We start from the raw sequence: 1167 nt of genomic DNA, 5'->3' as shown, positions 1-1167 counted from the left end.
GGCTGGCTGGGCCGCAGAACACGCGCCGCCCCGCCCTGGTACGGGGCGGGCCGGCGCGCGGACGGCGGGGGTGATCAAGGAAGCAGCTTCAGGTCGTGCTGGGCCAGCCACGTTGGAGCGGTGAGGCGTTCGGGGGCGTCCGGGAAGGCTAGATAGAACTCCAGGACCGCCAGGTGGTGGGCCCCGAGGTCGCCGAAGGGGAACGCAGAGCGTCGCAGCGCGCCATCGGCTGACACCGCGGTGATCCGGTCTTCGGCCAGTGCGTAGGACTGGGTGAGGGCGACTTCGATGCGTTCGCCTTCCGCGTGCAGCACGGGGCAGACCTGTAGGGCGTACGCGGCGCAGAGCGGGTGGAGCGGGGGCCCCAGGTAGTACCGGGCGTCGCTCTCGCCGATAAAGACCAGTTGTGCTGTGGGCTCGATTGCCTGAGTGCACAGCCCGCAGCGCCGCTGGACCATCAACTGTCGCTGCCTGTCCGAGCATTGTTCTCCGAACCGGGGTGTGCCGCGCCCGGGTGTGCACGGGCAGGTGATGTGCCCGCCCAACTCGTCATTGCGAGTCACCAGGATCGAGCCGTCGTCATCCGCCTCGTACCAGGCGATGTTGCCGGGGACCGGGCGTCCTGCCCGGTTACGGGGCAAGCGGGCGACAGCGGGTGGCATGGGGATACGGCGCCACGAGGGGCTCATCGATCACTCCAGGAGGAAAGAACGGCGGATTGCGGGTGAACCCGGGCTGAGGCTGTATCGACCGGACACACCCGGACAGCGGGTTGAGGATGTCCTTGCGGGACGGCTCACACTGGCCGTCGAAGCGACAAGCCGTGCAACCCCCGGCACCCGGGGCTGGGCAGAGCCGAACATGGCGCGGCTGTCCCCGGCTGCCCGCGCGGGAGAGCCGGGCCGGTGCGCAGTCCGCGGCTCAGGCAATGAGCTGGGCCGCCTGCGGAAGCGGGCGGGCAGGCCGCCGGTCACCGCCAGTTGCGAAACGCCCGGTGGCCAAAGTCAGCGCCGTGTCAGCACCCCCGCCCGGGGTTCAAGCGGAGGGGCAGCCTGGCCGTCAGGCCGTCCACAGAGTCGTCGCGTTGCGCGGCCCTGAGGCGGATAACGATGCTGGATCACGGCGGGCCCTTGGGATAAGCGGGGGCGCGCGTCGGCCCCCTGGCCT

The 1167-nt window shown here is 70.7% G+C and carries 1 protein-coding gene; it reads right to left on the bottom strand.

The genetic code is table 11. The annotated features are described in order from the left end of the window. Nucleotides 1-74: 74 nt before the first annotated feature. Nucleotides 75-689: a hypothetical protein gene (locus EEJ42_RS31430; RefSeq protein ID WP_221179448.1), complete on the bottom strand. Its 615-nt coding sequence runs from the start codon at nt 687-689 to the stop codon at nt 75-77. Between the last annotated feature and the right edge of the window lie 478 nt (nt 690-1167).

This window comes from Streptomyces botrytidirepellens (assembly GCF_003721215.1).
GTDB lineage: Bacteria > Actinomycetota > Actinomycetes > Streptomycetales > Streptomycetaceae > Streptomyces > Streptomyces himastatinicus.
The sequence above is the reverse complement of the archived record's forward strand: the minus strand, read 5'-3'. Positions and strand labels throughout refer to the sequence as shown.

What these genes read in the sequence shown, in the direction of transcription:
- EEJ42_RS31430 (WP_221179448.1), bottom strand. Translation starts at nt 689, where the DNA reads ATGAGCCCCTCGTGGCGCCGTATCCCCATGCCACCCGCTGTCGCCCGC.